The sequence below is a fragment of the Schlesneria paludicola DSM 18645 genome (assembly GCF_000255655.1).
GTDB classification, from domain to species: Bacteria; Planctomycetota; Planctomycetia; order Planctomycetales; family Planctomycetaceae; genus Schlesneria; species Schlesneria paludicola.
Genome location: NZ_JH636434.1, coordinates 2,818,215 through 2,837,112, shown reverse-complemented (window position 1 = coordinate 2,837,112; position 18,898 = coordinate 2,818,215). Strand labels below are relative to the sequence as shown.

At 56.4% G+C, this 18,898-nt stretch carries 15 protein-coding genes; 13 read left to right on the top strand and 2 right to left on the bottom strand.

What is annotated here, in order from left to right; genetic code table 11:
* Positions 1-179: 179 nt before the first annotated feature.
* The 10 genes from OSO_RS52265 to OSO_RS0113990 all read left to right on the top strand — a co-directional run bounded on the left by OSO_RS52265 (position 180) and on the right by OSO_RS0113990 (position 8,086).
* The gene (locus OSO_RS52265; RefSeq protein WP_010583907.1) at positions 180-419 is read left to right on the top strand and encodes an AtpZ/AtpI family protein; all 240 of its coding nucleotides are present in this window, start codon (positions 180-182) and stop codon (positions 417-419) included.
* 32 nt (positions 420-451) lie between these two features.
* Complete coding sequence (locus OSO_RS0114030; RefSeq protein ID WP_010583906.1) at positions 452-838, top strand: hypothetical protein; 387 nt, start codon at positions 452-454, stop codon at positions 836-838.
* A gap of 26 nt (positions 839-864) precedes the next feature.
* The gene (gene atpB / locus OSO_RS52260; protein ID WP_040592358.1) at positions 865-1,818 is read left to right on the top strand and encodes a F0F1 ATP synthase subunit A; all 954 of its coding nucleotides are present in this window, start codon (positions 865-867) and stop codon (positions 1,816-1,818) included.
* Between the two features lie 59 nt (positions 1,819-1,877).
* Positions 1,878-2,195 (top strand): ATP synthase F0 subunit c, encoded by a 318-nt coding sequence (locus OSO_RS0114020; protein WP_010583904.1) that lies wholly within the window; start codon positions 1,878-1,880, stop codon positions 2,193-2,195.
* 204 nt (positions 2,196-2,399) lie between these two features.
* Positions 2,400-2,888 carry a F0F1 ATP synthase subunit B gene (gene atpF, locus OSO_RS0114015; RefSeq protein WP_157605184.1) on the top strand — a complete coding sequence of 163 codons (489 nt, stop codon included), beginning with the start codon at positions 2,400-2,402 and terminating at the stop codon, positions 2,886-2,888.
* A gap of 12 nt (positions 2,889-2,900) precedes the next feature.
* Positions 2,901-3,542, top strand: coding sequence for an ATP synthase F1 subunit delta (gene atpH, locus OSO_RS0114010; RefSeq protein WP_010583902.1), 642 nt, complete (start codon positions 2,901-2,903; stop codon positions 3,540-3,542).
* Positions 3,493-5,016, top strand: a complete 1,524-nt coding sequence (atpA, locus tag OSO_RS0114005) for a F0F1 ATP synthase subunit alpha (RefSeq protein WP_010583901.1) — start codon at positions 3,493-3,495, stop codon at positions 5,014-5,016. Before atpH ends, atpA begins: the two co-directional genes overlap by 50 nt.
* Before the next feature lie 79 nt (positions 5,017-5,095).
* Positions 5,096-6,004 (top strand): ATP synthase F1 subunit gamma, encoded by a 909-nt coding sequence (gene atpG, locus OSO_RS0114000; RefSeq protein WP_010583900.1) that lies wholly within the window; start codon positions 5,096-5,098, stop codon positions 6,002-6,004.
* 94 nt (positions 6,005-6,098) lie between these two features.
* A complete protein-coding gene (atpD, locus tag OSO_RS0113995; RefSeq protein ID WP_010583899.1) occupies positions 6,099-7,538 on the top strand; it encodes a F0F1 ATP synthase subunit beta in 1,440 nt (479 codons plus the stop codon).
* Between the two features lie 140 nt (positions 7,539-7,678).
* A complete protein-coding gene (locus tag OSO_RS0113990; protein ID WP_010583898.1) occupies positions 7,679-8,086 on the top strand; it encodes a F0F1 ATP synthase subunit delta/epsilon in 408 nt (135 codons plus the stop codon).
* 300 nt (positions 8,087-8,386) lie between these two features.
* Here the strand turns inward: OSO_RS0113990 and OSO_RS0113980 are convergent, their stop codons facing one another.
* The gene (locus OSO_RS0113980) at positions 8,387-9,580 is read right to left on the bottom strand and encodes a sialidase family protein (protein ID WP_010583897.1); all 1,194 of its coding nucleotides are present in this window, start codon (positions 9,578-9,580) and stop codon (positions 8,387-8,389) included.
* A gap of 570 nt (positions 9,581-10,150) precedes the next feature.
* Between OSO_RS0113980 and OSO_RS0113975 the strand changes: the two genes are divergently transcribed.
* Both OSO_RS0113975 and miaA read left to right on the top strand, forming a co-directional pair.
* A complete protein-coding gene (locus tag OSO_RS0113975) occupies positions 10,151-11,881 on the top strand; it encodes an FHA domain-containing serine/threonine-protein kinase (RefSeq protein ID WP_162130542.1) in 1,731 nt (576 codons plus the stop codon).
* A 27-nt stretch (positions 11,882-11,908) separates the two neighbouring features.
* The gene (gene miaA, locus OSO_RS43465; protein ID WP_010583895.1) at positions 11,909-12,901 is read left to right on the top strand and encodes a tRNA (adenosine(37)-N6)-dimethylallyltransferase MiaA; all 993 of its coding nucleotides are present in this window, start codon (positions 11,909-11,911) and stop codon (positions 12,899-12,901) included.
* A gap of 215 nt (positions 12,902-13,116) precedes the next feature.
* Here the strand turns inward: miaA and OSO_RS0113965 are convergent, their stop codons facing one another.
* On the bottom strand, positions 13,117-17,691 hold the full coding sequence (locus tag OSO_RS0113965) for a beta strand repeat-containing protein (RefSeq protein ID WP_157605183.1): 4,575 nt from the start codon (positions 17,689-17,691) through the stop codon (positions 13,117-13,119).
* A 657-nt stretch (positions 17,692-18,348) separates the two neighbouring features.
* On the opposite strand from OSO_RS0113965, the gene OSO_RS0113955 reads away from it, so the two are divergent.
* Positions 18,349-18,819: an SH3 domain-containing protein gene (locus tag OSO_RS0113955; protein WP_010583893.1), complete on the top strand. Its 471-nt coding sequence runs from the start codon at positions 18,349-18,351 to the stop codon at positions 18,817-18,819.
* Positions 18,820-18,898: the final 79 nt, after the last annotated feature.

Here is an 18,898-nt window from a genome sequence, read left to right as displayed (position 1 = left end):
CTGTTCGGATCGGTCGGCCTGTGCATTGCTCGAATTGCGAAAACTGAGCCACGAAGGCATCAATTGAGAACCAAAAGTGAGAAAAGTTTTGCCATCAAACGGGCTGCTTTGACATCACTTATCCGCAAGGCTAGGATTTCGACCTTCCTGTACGAACTGTAATTCATGTCAGGTCTGTTGTGACCAACAACGATGACGACCGTGATGGGCGTAGTGCCACTGCTCGCGGCTACGTTCTCGCGACACGCGTCACCTCAATCGGAATGCAAATGGCGATTCCGCCGGCAATCGGTTGGTGGGCTGACAGTAAGTTCAACACGGGGCCGTGGTTGTTGATTTTGGGTGCGGCTTTCGGGTTTACAGTTTCGATGCTGGAGTTGGTGCGTCTCGCCAAGGATAGCGAAGAATCGGACAAATAGTTTAGGCGTGGCGGCTGAGAGTAGAGGTTGGGATGTACTCCCTGTCGCGTCGTCTGGCGTTGTTCATGGTTGGGATGCTGGTTTGCGGTGGGCTGGAAGCCGCGCTGGCGTACTGGGTGGTCGGTGCGAGGGGTGTCGAAGGGGTTGCGTACTCGGTGTTGCTTTGTGCGGTGCCGGGGTTGTTGACGATCTATGCAGGTGACTTGCTGAAGCATGCGGATCTGTCGGCGTACGTGGTTCTGGTTGGTACCGGTGTGCGATTGTTGTTTGTGATGCTGGGGATGATCACGATCGGTGCGGTTCGTCCGGATCTTGGATTTCGTGAGTTTTTAGTTTGGTTGATAGTGGGCTATATGGTTTCGCTGGCGCTGGAGACGTGGATGGTGTTGCTGCCGTCTAAGGTCGAAGCGGTTAAGTAGTGCAAATCTTATACTTGTTGGCGGTTATGGATCCATTTCATCACGTACGCGACACGCAGACCTGGGAATTGCCCGGGTTTGTGCTCCATTTGCTGGGGCGTACGACTCAGCCTGTTCTGCCGCTCTTTCTGACCAAATACATGGTCTTGCAAGTGCTGGCCGCCGTTCTGGTTTACCTGGTCTTTCGTGGCTTGGCAAAGCGGATTCAGGGTGGCAAGCCCGCAAAGGGGATGTGGTGGAACTTTTGGGAGATGCTGGCCCTGTTCGTGCGAGACGAGGTAGTTCGCCCGTCGATCGGTATTCCGCACGATGATCATGGGCATGGGCACGACGATCACGGTCACGATAGCCATGGGCGCGTTGATCATGGGCACGTTGATCATTCTCATGCAGGCGAACACCCTCCTCTGTTGGCAGCTCATGCCACGGGCGGTCATGTGCCGGTCGAAGTTGGCCATCCTGCTGACAAGTATCTGCCGTACGTCTGGAGCGTCTTCTTCTTCATTCTGTTCTGCAATTTGCTGGGTGCGATTCCGTTGTTGGGGTCCCCAACAGCCGATATTAATCTGACCGGTGTGCTCGCAGTGGTGACGTTCGCTCATGTGGTCTACTTCGGATCGCAGCGGACCGGTTTTGCGGGCTTCTTGAAGTCGCTTGTTCCGCACATGGATCTTCCCGGCCCGATTGCCGTGCTCCTTCTGCCGATGATTTGGCTGATCGAAGCGGGTGGGTTGCTGATCAAGCACGGTGTGCTCGCGATTCGATTGTTCGCCAACATCATGGCCGGTCATACCGTGCTGGGCGTGTTTCTGGGCTTTATCGCCCTGGCGGACGGCGTGCTCTGGAATCTGGTGATGCCCGCCAGCATCTTGGGACAAGTTGCTATTGGGATGTTGGAGTTGTTTGTGGCCTTCCTGCAGGCCTATGTGTTTGCCTTGTTGACGTCGTTATTCATCAGTGCGGCCGTGAATCCGCACTAATGTCGTGGTTTGCCAAAGGTTTTGAGTACTGCCCAAGTTTCCGGGTGAGGAGAGTTGAAGTGAGTCAGAATTTGCGAGTGTTGGTTTACGGCGTTGGGTTGTTTCTCGCCTTTGCGGCGCCAGCATGTGCCGCTGATGGTGGCAATGGTGGTCTGCACTTCTCGGCCGCAATCGGCGCCGCGTTGACGATCTGTGGTGCTGGCTACGGCATCGGCCGTATTGGTCAAGCCGCTGTCGAAGGTATGGCCCGCCAGCCAGAAGCTGCTGCCAAGATTCAAACCGCGATGATTATCGCCGCGGCTTTGATCGAAGGTGCAACGTTCTTCGCGTTGATCGTCTGCATGGGCAGCAACGCCAACTACAAGCCGTTCAACTGATCCGGTCGGTTCCGTCAATCAAGTGAACTCTGTCCCTGCAGGTCGTTCGCCATGGTCTCTTCAGTCTCTCGATTGTTGTTCGCTCTTATTCTGTGCTGTTCGTTGTCGTCGCCAGCTTTGGTGTCGGCGGCGGGCGAGGCCGCTCATGGCGATGCTCATGCTGCAGCCGAACACGGAGGTGGAGCGCATGACACGAGCCTGCCGATGAACTGGAAGTACGATCTGGCTCTGTTCTCGCTCGTGACGTTCGTCGTCTATGTGGCGGTTCTTCGTGCCGGGGCCTGGGGGCCATTGCAAGCAGGGTTGAATGAGCGTGAGCGTGGGATTCGGCAGAACATTGCAGACGCGGAAGAGAGCCGACTGAAGTCAGAAGCTTTGCTCAAGGACTACGAAGTCAAATTGGCAAAGGTTCAGGAAGAAGTCCGTGACATTCTGGCGGAAGCACGACGTGATGCCGAACACACCAAGCAAGAGATTGTGGCGACGGCTCAGCGAGAAGCCGATGCAACCAAGCATCGTGCAATTGCCGAGATCGAACGTTCGCGAGATCTCGCTCTGACGGAACTGTTTGACTTTGTGTCATCGAACGTCGTGAATGCGACCGAACAAGTGATCGGTCGTAGTCTCTCCGGTGCGGATCAAGATCGTTTGGTCAGTGACGCACTCGCTCAGATCAACGTTCGTCGGAACTAGGGGACTGGTGTCGTGCAATCACAAGACCTGATCACCCGAATTCCTTCGGTGATGGAAGATCCTGGCGCTCGTTCGGTCGCCAAGGTGTACTCGCAGGCATATCTCGACACGGCGGGGCCTGACGGAGTAACGTCGGCGTTGGAAGAGTTGGGTTCGTTTGTGGATGATGTCATGGCGCAGAATGCGGAATTCGACCGCATGCTGCGGACGCAAGAGCTGAGCGTCGAAGCGAAGTTACAACTGCTTGAGAAAGTGGTCGTGCCGCGATCGACGCCGCTGTTTGCAAACTTCATCCGCGTGGTCGCTCATCATGATCGACTGGAGTTGCTGCCGTTGATTCGCCAGTTGGCTGTTCGAGAAGTCGAACGGCGTCTGGGTCAGCGGCGGGTACAGGTGACGAGTGCAGTGGAGTTGTCGTCCGAGACACTCGAATCAATTCGAAACTCGATGGCAACCGCCTTATCAGTACAGCCGATTTTGGAAACGCAAATCGATCCATCGTTACTCGGTGGAATGAAGATTCGCGTAGGCGATACCGTCTATGACGGTTCCTTGAAAACTCAAGTAAAACAACTTCGCGCTCGTTTGCGCGAGAGGTGTCTGAATGAAATTCAACGCGGGCGAGATCGCTTCAGTCATCAAGACGGAAATTGAAGGCTTTCGCGGACAGATCCAAACCAGTGAAGTCGGACGCGTCGTCGAGGTCGGTGACGGCATCGCGCGTGTCTACGGCCTGGCATCGGCAATGGCCGGCGAAATGGTCGAGTTCACCAGGAGCGGGGTTCGTGGCCAGGTGTTTAACCTGGAAGAGAACTCCGTTGGGGTGATTATTCTCGGCAATTACCTGAAGATCACCGAAGGCGAAGAAGTTCGCACGACGGGATCGCTGTTGTCCGTGCCGGTCGGTGAAGAACTGATCGGCCGCGTCGTCGATCCGCTGGGGGTGCCACTCGACGGCAAAGGCCCGGTGATGTCGACCCAGACTCGTCCGTTGGAAACGACGGCTCCGGGTGTTGCCGGACGACAGCCAGTGAAGCAGCCATTGCAGTCGGGGATCAAGGCTGTCGATGCCATGACACCCGTGGGACGTGGCCAGCGTCAGTTGATCATTGGTGACCGCAAGACCGGAAAGACGGCCGTTGCGATCGACGCGATCATCAATCAGAAGGGCGGCGACGTCATCTGCGTGTATGTGTCGTGTGGCCAGCGAGCCAGCTCGACCGCAGGCGTTGTGGAAGCTCTCACGAAGGCCGGTGCGATGGATTACACCATCGTCGTCAGTGCTTCGGCCAGCGATCCAGCCCCATTGCAGTATATCGCTCCTTATGCTGGTGCTTCGATTGCCGAGTACTTCATGTACCAGGGTAAACATACCCTGATCGTCTATGATGATCTCACGCGTCAAGCCACCGCCTATCGTCAGTTGTCGTTGTTGATGCGTCGCCCCCCTGGTCGTGAAGCGTATCCTGGGGACGTGTTCTACTGCCACAGCCGTTTGCTCGAACGAGCGGCGAAGCTCAGTGATGAACTGGGCGGTGGTTCGATGACGGCATTGCCGATTATTGAAACATTGGAAGGTGAAGTTTCGGCGTATATTCCGACTAACGTGATTTCGATCACCGATGGTCAGATCTACCTGGAACCGGACTTGTTCTTTAAGGGTGTTCGTCCCGCCATCAACGTGGGCATCTCTGTGTCCCGCGTGGGCGGTAATGCCCAGACGAAGGCAATGAAGAAGGTCGCTGGTAGTTTGCGACTTGACTTGGCCGCGTTCCGCGAACTGGAAGCGTTCGCACAGATGGGTACGGAACTGGATAAGTCGACGCAACAGCAACTTGACCGCGGTTACCGCATGGTCGAATTGTTGAAGCAGCCCCAATTCCAACCACTCGCCATGACCGATCAGGTCATGAGTATCTACGCCGGTTCGAAGGGTTACTTCGATAAGGTGCCGGTACCGCGTGTGCAGGAAGCGGAAAGCAACATGCTGCGGTTCATTCGCGAAGAGAAAGCGGAAGTGCGCGAGGCGTTGCTGGCGAGCGGTGCTCTCGATGATAAGACAGAAGCACTGCTGAAGCAGGCTCTGGAAGAATGGCGAACGCGTTGGCAGACCACCGAAGCCAAGTAAGTTTCGCGTCTGTCGTTCGTGAACGCAGGCTTGGATTAGTATGAATTTGGTCAGCCCCTATCGCGGGGAAAAGTGAGACATGGCAAAAGCACGCGCGATCATCAAACGGTTGAAAGGCGTTCGCAACGTCCGCAAGATCACGCGGACGATGGAACTCGTCGCGACCGCGCGCTTTAAGAAGGCAATGGATCGCGCCACACAGGCTGCCGCGTATACGCGCAAGATCTCTGAGATTGTGGCGGACCTGAGCGCTGCGATGCAAGAAGGGGCGACGTCGTTCCAACACCCACTGCTACAACCTCGCGAGATCGAGAAGAAGAGCATCCTGCTTGTGATCACGTCGAATCGCGGCTTGTGCGGCGGTTATAACGGCGGCGTGATTCGGCATGCACAGACCCGGATTCGTCAGGCCAAGAGCGATAGTATCGTTTTAGAAGTCGAAGTTTCCGGCAAGCGAGGGATCGGGTTCTTCAAGTTTCAGAAGGTGGAGACGACCGCCAGCTACACGAATTTTGAAGACAAACCGACATTCGCCGAAGTGGATGTGCTTGCCAAGCGGTATGTGGAACTGTTCGTGCGAGGCGAGATCGATCGACTGGACGTCGCCTACACCCGGTTTGAAACGATGGCGCGACAGAAGGCCGTCATTGAAACGCTGTTACCGATTGGCCAGTTGCAGTCGTCCGATGCGGCAGCGGCCAGTTCAGTGGTGCAGGCGACAAAGCCGAAAGTGGAGTACGATTTCCTTCCGTCACCACAAGAGATTCTGGAAGAGATTGTGCCTGCGTCGTTCAAAGCACGATTGTTCAAGTGCTTCTTGGATGCAGCGGTTAGCGAGCAGATCGCGCGAATGGTGGCCATGAAGAGTGCGACCTCGAACGCGGATGACATGATTCGATCGATTCGGGCTCAGTACAACCGAGCTCGCCAATCGCAGATCACTTCAGAACTGAGCGAAATCATCGGCGGTGCAGCCGCGTTGGAATAGTTCGGCTCGCGACGCGAGACGATCCATTAGCAAGACAACCCGTTAGTTTGATCAGAGTGGCAAACGAGACCATTCGAGAATAGAGACCACAGATATGACGACCGGCACCAATATTGGCCATGTCACACAGATCATCGGTTCGACTTTTGATGCAGAGTTCTCCGATGCCAGTCTGCCCGCAATCTACAACGCGGTGAAGATCGAGACCGAAGTCAAAGGTCTTAAGGTCAAAGTCACGGGCGAAGTGCAACAGCACCTCGGCGGTGGTCGTGTGCGATGCGTCGCGCTGGGGTCCACCGACGGGATGGTCCGCGGGATGGACGTGTTGGATACGGGAGCGCCTGTGAGCGTGCCGGTCGGCAAAGCCACCCTGGGACGCGTCTTTAATGTGCTGGGTGACCCGATCGACGGTCGTGGTGACGTGCCTTGCGAAGAGCGATGGGCGATTCACCGTGATCCACCCAAGTTGTCGGACCTGAGTTCCAAGACGGAACTGTTCGAGACCGGCATCAAGGTGATCGACTTGCTCGTTCCGTTCGTCCGCGGTGGTAAAGCCGGTCTGTTCGGTGGTGCGGGTCTCGGCAAGACTGTGATTCTGACCGAATTGATCGCTCGTATCGCGTCGGCACATGGCGGTTATTCGGTGTTCGCAGGGGTCGGTGAGCGAACCCGCGAAGGTAACGACTTGTGGCTGGAAATGCAGGAAGCCGAAATCGGCAGCACTGGTCGACACGTGATCGACCAGACCGCGATGGTGTTCGGTCAGATGAACGAACCGCCAGGTGCGCGTCTTCGCGTCGCGTTGACGGCACTGACCATGGCTGAGTGGTTCCGTGATGCAACTGGTGCCGACACGCTGCTGTTCGTTGACAACATTTTCCGGTTCTCGCAAGCCGGTTCGGAAGTGTCCGCGTTGCTCGGACGTATGCCGAGTGCCGTGGGTTATCAGCCAACGCTGGGAACCGAACTCGGTGCCTTGCAAGAGCGAATTACCTCAACGAATCGCGGGGCTATTACATCAGTGCAAGCCGTATACGTTCCCGCTGACGATCCGACAGATCCGGCACCCGCCACGGCGTTCGCACACTTGGATGCGTTCCTGTATCTCGAACGACGTATCGCGGAAAAGGGTCTTTATCCCGCGATCGACCCACTGTCATCGTCGTCGCGAATTCTTGATCCGCTGGTCGTGGGTGAACGTCACTACAAGATCGCTCGCCGCGTTCAACAGAATTTGCAGCGATACCGTGAATTGCAGGACATCATCGCGATGCTCGGTATCGATGAGTTGAGTCAAGAAGATAAGCTGGTGGTGCATCGCGCACGCCGCATCGAACGCTTCTTGTCGCAGCCGTTCCTGGTGGCGGAACCGTTTACCGGCAAGAAGGGGAAGATCACTCCTCGCGACGAAACGATCGAGAGCTTCGAAGAACTGTGCGATGGCAAGTGGGATCACCTGCCGGAAGCGGCGTTCACGTATGTCGGTGGAATTTCGGAAGCCGCAGAGCAAGCGGAACGAATGGCGAAGGCCTGATTGACGACCGGAAGAAGCGTGGTCGTCGAGGATGGTCGTCGGAAATGAGAGCCGGTCGTTGTTTGGTTCTCGAACGAGTCAATGAGCTGTCGTCGTGAACAAGTTCACGGCGACAGATGCGAAGTGGTAGCGAGGTTAACATGGCTGGCGGCGACAAACTGCGACTGATCGTCGTAACTCCCGAGCGAACATTGCTCGACGAGCCTGTCTCCGCCTTGCGGTTCCCGCTGTATGACGGTGACATCGGGATTCTTCCCGGTCGTCTGCCACTCATTGGCCGGTTGGGAGTCGGCGAATTGCACGTGACGAAGTCGACGGGCGAAGAACACTATTTTGTTGATGGTGGTTTCGTTCAGGTATTAGGACCGAACGTCACCCTGCTGACGGATCGCGCGATTCCGGCTGCGGACTTGTCAGCCGCGGACGCCGCGAAACAGCTCGAGGCCGCTTTGAGCCGCCCTGCGAAAACCGACGAAGAGGTCGCTGCGAAGTTCGCGGAACAGCAGCGCGCTCGCAGAATGCTGGCCTTGGCTCAACAGACGCATTGAGGACTGATTGTCCCTTAGTGCCGAGCTGGTGCATGTGGCTGGAGATGTTTGCCAACCCATTGGACCAATGGGAAGCGGCTCCGTCCAGATTGAAGTGCGTCGCGGCATGGTAAATCGCCGGGCATCTGGTCCGCTGATTTCAACCGGCTGCCAAGAGATTCAGTTGTCGCAAAGTGGCGATTCTTCTTTCTGCCAACGCAATGTGAGCGGCGTAACTCAATGCGTGGTCATTTGAACGGGCGGGATGTGCTCGTCAAATGCCGGCTCGGGCTCTAAAGACGATCAGGCCGCTGACTCAAACTATTTCGCGTCCTGACCCGGATCCCAGATCGTCGCGGCGATGTATCGGTCGCTCGCAGGTTGATCGTGGAAGTAATAGATCGTGACAATTTTTCCGTCGGGGCGCTGGACCGTTGCAGGATATCCGATATCGCGTCCTCCTCCTTTTCCACGGAGGACAATTTCCTTGTGCCAGCTTCGGCCACCATCGCTGCTGAGTCGAGCCCGCATCTCATAGGGTTCGGCCCGCACGCCGTAGGTCAAGCAAACACGTCCGTCCGCGAGTCGGATCATGGCAGGAGGGTTTCCCTCACCTGCATCGGGAACCGGAGTCGAATCAAGTTTCCAGGTCTTGCCGTCATCGGCCGAACGGTAAGAGTCGATCCAGGCCTTCTTCGAATCACGGCAGCGAACGGAACAGAGGAGTTCGCTGGGGCCAAGTCGAGTCGCCGACGGCATGATGGCATAGCCTTGTGGCTCGTCACCGATCCAGCCGACGAATTGCCATGTCTTGGCGCCGTCTGTTGTCCGTGCACAGAAGACACGTCCTTCTTCACGATTGGTCTTTCCGGCGGTCAGGAAGGCCAGGCAATCGTGAGGGCCGTTGACGATGTAGTTGGTTCTGGCGGCGACGAACAGGGGCTTGCCGTCTGGGTCATTGACCGTCAGGCGATAGGGGCCCAGCCAGTTCTTGCCGCGATCCAACGAATAATAGAATCGTGACGGACCGACGTGATGGTCTGTCATACGCAATGCCATCACGAAATTGGGATTTGTAAAGTCAATTTCGCCAGGGCAGTCTTGCCATGTTCTTTCTTTGAGTCCCGGTGGCGTGACGCCGTGGAGCGTCTTACCGACAGGAATGAGAGCTCCTTTGGCAGCAGGATTTTCGATGGCCCAAGTTTGGCCGCCGTCGAGACTGCGTGCGAGCAGGTGTTCTTCCGGTTGTTCACGATCGATGTTGTGTTTGGTCGGACCTAGATCCTTAGTGGTCCCGGCCGAGAATCCAACAAGGATCTCATTTCCCCAACTCCAAATCCCATGATTCGCGGGCCAGCCACCAAACTTCTGAGCGACGGAGTAAACATTTGCGTGCTGGATCGCCGGAGCGGGGGATTTCGTTTGATCAATCGCTTGAGCCAATAAGTGCGGTGCGGAAAGGGGGACTGAAACCCAGGTCAAAATTGCGATGAAAAGCAGGCGTGAAGACTTCATCCAATGACTTCCTATCCTGGACTGATTGCGGTCAACAGCAAAATTGACCGCGCGGACGAAACGACCGGGCTGACGACAAACCGTTACGGGATAGTGCGGTTCCTAGACTAGTGTCCTTGGACGATACCAAAACTGTTCATGCGCCAACAGGGGGCGATCGAGCATGGATTTCCGCGAGAATCCGCAAGCGACGCAGGGCGGTCGGTTTCCCGGCAATTTTGCGGGATTCCGGCGAACGGAACTCAAGAAAAAGCACGGGTCGGCAGATTTACCCAGTATCAGGTGACGAATAGTCGCAATTCGGTTCATTCTCAAGGAGTGTTTGACCAGAATTTGGCGTCCTTTGGGGCACCTCATGGACGGTCTGACGGCGGCCCTGTGGCAAATGGTGAACGGGTCGCAGATCAAGCCGGCATGGCACTGAATTTGCCGAAAATCAGTCGGGGCAGGGTCATTGGGTTGTTGACCTCTCGTAAAGTCCGCGGGAGAATATCAGGTGGTTTTGGCCTCAGTCGCCCAAGTCAGAACAGGCGCAAGATGGTGACGTCGCAAGCGGTTGAATCCTTTTGGATGCAACTCACGCAAAGTGGATTGATTCCGCCCCGTGAAGTGCGGGCTCTCGCGCGCTCGTTGTCCTCGGAAGGGATGGTGACGGATGCGGCGGCGGCACGGAAACTTGTTGAACAGGGCCATTTGACGCGGTTTCAGGCCGATCGGCTGTTGGAAGGCCGCGCACGCGGTTTCTTTTTCGATCAGTATAAGTTGCTCGACCTTGTCGGTGTCGGCGGGATGGGCTGGGTTTATCGGGCCTCCAATACCGAAACCGGTGAAATCTACGCACTGAAAATCTTGCTTGAGCAGTTCAAGAATGATCGCGGCATGATCGTTCGCTTCGAGCAGGAAGCCCGCGCGGGGCTGAAGCTCCAGCACGAGAATATCCTTCGTACAGATGGGTTTGGGTCGGCCGGCGGGCTGCCTTATGTCGTGATGGAGTTCGTTCAAGGGCCCAGCCTGCTTGAGCTACTGCGCATGCGTGAAAGAAGCCGGTTGCCGTGGGAGCAAGCGTGTGACGTCATTCGTCAGGCTGCAAAGGCCGTCCATCACGTGCATCAGGTCGGTTTTGTCCATCGTGACATCAAGCCACAGAATCTGCTGATCGATCATTCGGGGCACGTCAAGCTTCTCGACTTCGGGCTGGCGATGTTTCGTGATGGGGAAAAGGGCGATGAGTTCTCGATGGCCATGATTTTTGGCCACGAATGCGTCGGAACCGCCGCTTTCATGGCGCCCGAGCAAGTCGCCGACAGTTTGAATGCCGATGCTCGTTCCGATGTTTACAGCCTCGGATGTACGATGTTCGCAATTCTGACCGGTGATACGCCGTTTCCGTATGCGGATACGAAAGAGGTTGTGAGGGCCCATCAATCACAGATACCTCGGAATGTCTGTGACATTGTTCCCTCGATTCCTCAGGGCGTTGGCGAAATCGTAGCGAAGATGTTGGCCAAGAATCCAGACGATCGTTTTGCGACGGCGGACGACGTTGTGAACGCGTTGTCCATCTGGGCCAAAACTTCGCCGGTGGAATTCGACTTCGATAAGGTCCTTGCCGAACGAAATAAATGCGCCCGCGACAAGCTGGCCGAGTTTCAGCGGCGACAGCGTAGTTCGTCAAGTGCTGCAAACTCGACCGCCAAGCCAGCCACTGTCAGTTCAGTTGCGACGTCTGCCAGCGGCACGGTTTCGGCGACGGGACTCGAAAAGCGATCCCCGATGCTGAATTCGTCGATCGTCCGACGTGACCCGTTTGGGTTCGAGCATCCACCTGCAATCGTTCTGCGTCCGGGCGGGACCGACATCAAGACGGATACCTTTTCAACAAAAGCGTTGAAATCGGGCAAGGCACTTTTGCCGCTAAGTGGTGGTGGATTGGTTCCGCTTGTCAAAGACCGATTCGTAATCGGACGAGCTCCAGGATGTGACATGCAGGTCCAGGACGCATCGGTTTCCAGCCGCCATTGCGAATTGCAATTCGATGGGAGCCAATGGTCGCTTGTCGATCTCAAGAGTCGCAATGGGGTGCGCGTGAATGGCGACGTCGTGAAGAGTCACCTGCTGCAGCCTGGCGACATGATTCTACTTGGTGCGTCGCTACGTCTTCGCTTTACGGACCTGCACGGAGATGCCCGGAATGCGGCGTCCCGCCGATATCGCAGCTATCTTCTCGCCATGTCCGTGGCTTTGGCTGTGGCAACCCTGGCGGCCACCGCATGGATGGTTTGGGGTTCGGGCGGGGTCTGATCACACTTCAGTTCGAGTATTCGTCGCGTGGAATTTCCTGTCGAACTGCTGGTGAAATGTTGGTTTCTCGCTGGGCCGACGGCGTGCGGCAAGACGAATGCGTCGCTATTGCTGGCCGAGCGAATCGGTGCGGAAATCGTCGCGCTTGATTCGATGACGCTGTATCGCGGCATGGATATCGGCACCGCCAAAGCAACGATGGACGATCGTGAACGCGTTCCGCACCATCTGGTCGATATCCTCGATCCACAGGACGAATACAGTCTTGCGGATTACTTGCAGTCGGCGGCAGAAGCCTGTCAGGGAATCATTGACCGAGGGCGTGTCCCCCTGTTTGTGGGGGGGACCGGACTCTATTTGCGTGGAATCCTGCGAGGTGTCTTTGAGGGCCCGGCTGCCGATTGGGAACTTCGCCATCGGCTTGAAGAGCAGTCCCTGCGAGAGGGGCCGTTGGCGCTGCACCGTCAATTGCAGCAGGTCGATGCGAAGACGGCACTGCGGCTTCATCCGAACGACCAGCGGCGAGTGATCCGAGCGCTGGAAGTGTTCGAACTGACCGGGCAACCTCTTTCGGAACTCCAGGATCAGGGACCGCGGCCGCTCAATGAGCGGCCGGCGCATGTCTACTGGATTTCGCCACCGCGCGACTGGCTGTACCACAGAATCGATGTCCGCGTCGAGCAGATGATCGCGGCGGGATTGATCGAAGAAGTCGACCGACTTCGCCGCCGGACGCAATCGTTCAGCCATACGGCTCGACAAGCCCTGGGTTACAAAGAGGTTCTCGATTGGTTCGAGACGGACGCGTTACGAGGCAACTTCCGCTCGCCGGAGGATTCTGCATTGCGGCCGTCAGGAAAGGCTCTTGGCGACCTTGTGGAACTGATCCAGACAAGGACCCGACAATTTGCCAAACGCCAGCATACGTGGTTTCGAAACCTGGAAGAGTGTCGGCCGATTGAGCGCTCGGAAGTTGAGAGCGATCATGACGTCGTCGACTTGATTCTAAAAGAGGCTTGAGATTCGACGGAACGAGAGGCGTTGGCAACGCGTCCGCCTGTTGAAATCACGTGGGGACAGGCTCCCTGTTCTTCGCGCGGTCCTGGTGCTTTTAGATCGAGCGGAGTCCGTTCCCGTGATTTCCACGGGTGTTGGCGGATTCCCAACGAGCGAGTGATGGGAATCCGCGTCGCGAGTGCAGCCATGTCGGATGGAGGGGGCTGCTTCGCCGAGCACTACTGGAATGACAGGCCGTTGACGAAGATGCGTCCCGTTCGGTTGCCACTCAGCAAGAGCCAATCTGCCGCGGTAACACCCGCAAGATTGGGGACCGTGTTGGTGTTGTTAATCGTCACTGAGTTGCTCAGGTTACCCTGCAACTGGATCGTGCCGAGCACCGATTGGAAAGCGATCCCTTGCCCAGGGAATGAACCGTTGGGCAACGAGTTGATATTGATGGAGTTGTTGCTCAGGGTAACCGTTGCAGGGGCCTGCAGGGTTGTGAACAGGATGCCTCGATCCGTGTTCTGACCCGTCATGCTGATGATGTTGTCCGTGAGCGAGATGTTCGAGGTCAACGTCGTCGAATTGAGGACCGAGAACCGCATTGCAGTGTCCGCATTCGCCGCGACGGTGGTCGTCGGTGTGAAGAAGGTAAACGTCTGTTGTGTGTTCGATCCGTCCGAGTTCAACAGAGTGCCGATGGACAGATTCGTCGGGCCAAAATTGTTGACGTCGAGACCAATATTGCCGCCGTTATTGGCTGTGACGGTGTTGCCCAGGATGTTGTAACCTGTCAGGAATGTCGTGTCGGTGTTGTTGATCTTGAATGCGGTGTTGAAACCGGCCAGATTGACGGTGTTTGCATTGATCGATCCGGTCGTGAAGCCCTTCCAGTTCATGGCGACACCGGCCGTCTGATTCGCGGCCGTTCCCGCCGCGGCGATGATGGAGTTGTTGACGAATGTGAACACCAGCGGAGTGGCTTGCGTCTCGGTCGATGATGTTTGGACTTTCAATGTCGTTCCATTGCTGTCCACGACGACGAGATCACCAGACCCGGCTGCCCCAATGAAGCCCGCGGCCTGCCCGGCGGATGTCGTATTGTTGTTCGAGACGTTCCAGATGTACTCGCCAAGCAGTAGTCGATTGAATGGCAGCGATTTCGTGGCTCGCAAGTGGATCGCGTTGTCCGTCGTGTTGGTTCCGTTCAGCGAGAAGTTCGATGTCACGATGTCGATGCGTGGGATGTCGGTGGCGAAGATGCCGGTGTGCGTGTTGCTGCTGATGTCCGAGTTCGACACCGAGAGTTGGAGCAACCCACTGGCATTGATGCCCTGATTTCCGTTGGTATCGACGGTGATTTGATTCAAGCTGACGCCACCGGTCTGTGCAAAGTTGCCGGTTTGAGAAATTACGATACCCGTTCCGTTCGCTCCACTGATTTCACCGCCGTTACGCACCACGCTTCCAGGCTGGCCCGTAATCTGGAACATGAAGTCGTTGAAGGCCGGGTTCGAGAGAACTCGGAACGACTGGTTGTTGGTCAGGATGATTCCGTTGGTTAGCGAATTGGTGCTGGTCACCTGATTCAGTCGCACGTCGATCACCGAGTTCTGAATATTGACCGCCGCACCGCCGGTGGCGGTGATCGCCGTCAAGTTCGGGTCGTTGACCGCGGTCGCGGCGAGGATTCTAAGGCCGGTGATCAAGGCATTTCCAGAGGCGTCGACGGCTGTCGCCTGACCGACGTTGTTGACTCGCAGCGCGTCGAAGGCACTATTGGTGCTGTTGGTCGCGTTCGTAATTTGCAACGAGTTGATGGTGATGTTTTGAGGGTTCGCATCTGCGCCTATCCCACCAAGGTTGACGCCTGTGCCATTCGGATTGGCGACGGTCAACTGGTTAAACGTCACGCCCGCCGTCAAGTTTTGGTTGCCGCGAATGTCCACTGCGGGGACGGCGATCGCATTCTCGTTACTGATGGTTGTCGTCCCATTGAAGGTGACGGGACCGCTGTTCTGACGGACGCGAATACCGACATCGCCGCGTTGTGAGATGTTCAACGTCCTTGATGTGCCGGACGCTCCGTTGAATATCACGGTCGACTTGTCGTCAATAATATCGATGGCGACGCCGCTGACGTTTGTGATCGAGGTGTCACCAGAAACCAGGAAGCGTCCGGTGTTGTCGATCGCATTTCCACCGCCGTCGAGAGCCGTGGTGCCGATGACGATCCCGGGCCCGCCACCGGTAATGTTAAGTGATCTTGCGGTGGTCCCAGTGAATCCGAACGTCGCGTTTCCAGAGCTTCCCTGATATTCGACGGCTGCCAGTCCAAGGGTACTGGACTGAGCAGAAATGCTGACCGGAGTCTGGAATGTGACATTCCCCGCATTGTTATTCAGATAGATACCACGAGCGTTGCGATTGGTGATGTTGATGCCAGCGGCGGCGGTTCCCGTGCCTGATGTGCCAGGATCAGAGAAGACGACCTGGCCCGATGCGCCGGTATTCTGAATGTTGATGGCGTCGAGCAGCGAGTTATCAATGTTGAAAGTGCCGTTGCCGACGATGGTGCCGGTGTTGTCCAGAATGTTCAGGCCGATTCCCAAGCCATTCTTGATGTTCAGATCACCAAGTCCGACGGAGCCTGCATTGTTGGTGACGAGCACGCCGTTGCCGGTCGTGTCGTTCGTGGTCGACCCTGTAAAGTTCACAATACTGCCTGCTGCGCCACCTTCGATGACCAGGGCACGTCCCCCGATTCCGACGACATTATTGATCACACCCGGGGTGTTGATAATGGCGCCCGTCGTGGGGTTCGTGAGCGTACTGAGTGGATCCGAGCTGAAAATAATGTTGCCGGTGGCGGCAGTATTCGAAATATGGACGGTCGTTGAGTTCGAAGTTGGATCATTGATTGTGTCACCCAGGAACTTCACGGTCCCGGTAATTCCGGTCAGAGAAACCGCCTCACCCCCGGTCGAATAGACGTCGGTTTGTCGGACCAGGGCGTTGCTGATGCCATTGCCGACGATTCCGGCGCCCGCTGGTCCGGATGTGGGGGTTCCAATCTGGAACCCGCTGAATTCCGAGTTGTTCGCCAGAATGACACCATTACCCGGCGAATTCGTGAAGATGGGCTTTGCGCCTGATGGCAGTCCGTTGGTTTGTGTTGGGTGCGGCAAGTTGAGCAGTCCGCCCGAAGTTTGAACTTGATGTTCAACACCTGACGACTCACCCAGTACACGGACTCCCTCTTGCAGCGCGACCTGCGTACCAGAAAACGAGCTGTTGGCATGGACGAAGATGATGTCATCGCCCACCACGCCCGTCCCATTGGCGGTCATTGCGTTTTGAGCGTCGAGCAACGTCTTGAAGGGGTGTTCGACGGTTCCGTCACCGACGACGCCGTTGATCACGGGGCCGCTCGCGCTGCTGGAGACGTGTTCAAAGTAATAGGGATTGTTGGTTGAGGGGTCGATGACCGTGACACCCTTCAGCGTTGTCGAGGTCAAGCCTACGACCATGTTGTACTGACGCTGAACCGGTGTCGTCATGCGGCCGAACTGAGTCTTGCGTTGTTCGTCAGGCTGACGGTAACCGCCAAAGCTCCAGGTTGCTCCGAACACCACGTTGGTATGAAACTGAGCGTCGTCTGAGACTTGCAGGTTGATTGCAACGCTGGGAATCACATTCGCTTGAATGCGTGCTTTCCAGCCGCCGAAGCTGGTGACATTCGGCCCTTCGAACCAGTAACCGCCGCCGAAAGCTCTGACGTCGTGGCGTTTGGCGATGCGCCCGGGCAAGGGAAATCCGATTTCGGCATCGAACCCCTGAAGCGCGTTGGCGAGTTGTTTGAGTTGGTCAACCTGCAGATTGTGGCCCACGAAGGTCTGCGTGCCGTTGATGTTGCTGATGCCTAGGGTTTGCGAATTGATGCCGGTCGGCAGATAGGCATTCGCCCGGACGTCATAGAGTTCGCCCAGCGATTCAACGCCGAAGCCGATTTCGCGGAACAGGACGCCGCTAGTGTTGTCGTAGTCGTAATACGCGTTGACACCTAGGATGCGATCAAACATTGGAAGGTACCGACGATAGCCCCCCCCGAAGTTGCCGCCCCAGCCGTTACTCATGTCGGTAAAGCCGCGGATGTCTGCGAAGAACAGGTTGTTGTCGGCGAATGCGTACGGCATCAATTCGATGGGAAGAATCGGATGTTCACGCCCGATGGCCGGTCCCGTGATGATGCTTGTTCGAACTTGAGCGCCATAGGCCTGTCCCGATCGGCCCGTCAGACGGTCGTCACTGAACATCCCCATGGATGTGCTGTCGTCTTCTGTCGGGGGGCCTGCGGTGGGACCCATTTCATAGGCGGGAGCAGGATACTGAGGCCCTGCAGCATCGAGTGATGGCGATTGGCTGCGGAAGATCGAGGGCGACGTCGGGGCCGGCTGTGACGGCCGTCGCACCACAGAAATGGTCAACGGCGAGATCGACGACAGTCCTCGTTTCCGATTTCGAGGTTCCGATGCGGAAGGTGCATCCGGCTCCGTGTCCCAGATGGTCGCACTCGGTGCGAGATCTGTTCGCGGGGGAAGACCCGTTCGAGATGGCGAGGTTTGGACGTCCTGAAGGCGATCATCATCGTCATCGATGACATGTTGCGTACCGCCAGAGGGAACCGTTTCTTCTTGGCCGCAGATGTGCCGCCATGGAACCACGGCCAATAGGCCGAAGCAAATCCAAAGCAGACACTGCAAGGACAAGCCAAATCGGTGGGAACGCCGGGAAAGCGACACGTGCATCGAGGCACCTCTACGGTGGCAGGCTGGGCGCGGAAGGAACCGCGACCGGACTTCGGACGAGGGAGACGTGCTAACGAAATGTCAATTGATGGGAGAGAAGCGGTGGGGGTTGTAGTGATGTGTGCCAATCGCATCAACCCGAATCAAGCGAGGTAATCTGGACGAATCCTCAATTTCCACACCAACTTAGTACGAGGACCAGCACGAATTGCCGGAAAAACGATCTTCGCGGATCGAATCAATCCCGAATTGCTGACATTTGTGAGACAAACGGCTGTTCCAGTGATCGCCGTGATCGTTACAAGATTCCGTTACGAAGGATGCCGACTCAGCGCGATTGACGATTGACCAGAATTCCTGGTTTACCGCGGTGTTCCGATCTCTCTCGTTCCAGGCATGGTTTCCTCGTGGTTAAAAAATGAGTGGCGTCGCGGATTTCACTCTTGATTTTCTGGAATCAAAGTGACGCTGATTCGGACAATTCGGATAGTTGTTCGAGTCAAAATTGAGCACTAGACTTTGTGTCTCGACAACGCCCCTGCGGTGGGGTTCAATGGCTTTTCAATTGGACCGTGAACTCTTTCACGGGTGACGCGCCGTGACGAGAAGTCGTCATGCCCGAGATCGCGTCGGATTCCTCAAGAGGTAGAATCCACCATGTTTCACTCCTTCTTTCAGCCCGGTTGCGCCTATCGCTTTCACTACCCACGCCACAACTATCGTCACGTTCCCGTCGCGACCGAGGTGCGACGAATTCTGGTCGAATCGGTTCGCGATACACTCTACGAGCCAATCGAATCGATGACGATTTCGCTGAACCCCTTCTTGCAACGCGGGCGATGGCTGATCACTGGCACGGATCTCGACAAAGCCGATCGACGTTCGTTTTATGTCGAAGCGATGAACGAGATTCAGCCGCTGACCCGTGACGACCTTCAACCATTGAAGGGGGCCGAATACGTCGTCATCGAGCAAACGCATGTCACGTACAAAACGACGAAACTTGGCGACGCACTTCAGTTCCGTCATGAGCGCCATTCGGGAACTATCTGTGCCGTGCTGTATCACGAACCACGTGAGATTGATCTGACTCAAACGGATGATCCGCCTTTCGCTTTTGATTTTTAGCGTGGCTCGTTTCTTCGAACTTGAGACGTCTTTCGATGACGACCGGTGAGTCCGTCCCATCAGAGATTCAACGACGATG